This window comes from Mesobacillus harenae, from assembly GCF_013343715.1.
Classification (GTDB): Bacteria; Bacillota; Bacilli; order Bacillales; family Cytobacillaceae; genus Mesobacillus_A; species Mesobacillus_A harenae.
In genome coordinates, this window is sequence record NZ_JABUNR010000062.1 from 1 (window position 1) to 281 (window position 281).

Genomic DNA, 281 nt, shown 5'->3' on the forward strand with positions numbered 1-281 from the left:
CCGCCTGCGCGCGCTTTACGCCCAATAATTCCGGACAACGCTTGCCACCTACGTATTACCGCGGCTGCTGGCACGTAGTTAGCCGTGGCTTTCTGGTTAGGTACCGTCAAGGTACCGGCAGTTACTCCGATACTTGTTCTCCCCTAACAACAGAGCTTTACGACCCGAAGGCCTTCATCACTCACGCGGCGTTGCTCCGTCAGACTTTCGTCCATTGCGGAAGATTCCCTACTGCTGCCTCCCGTAGGAGTCTGGGCCGTGTCTCAGTCCCAGTGTGGCCG

The 281-nt window shown here is 58.0% G+C and carries 1 rRNA gene; it reads right to left on the reverse strand.

The window, feature by feature from the left end:
* Window positions 1-281, reverse strand: a 16S ribosomal RNA gene (locus HRJ06_RS23065); the annotation flags it as partial.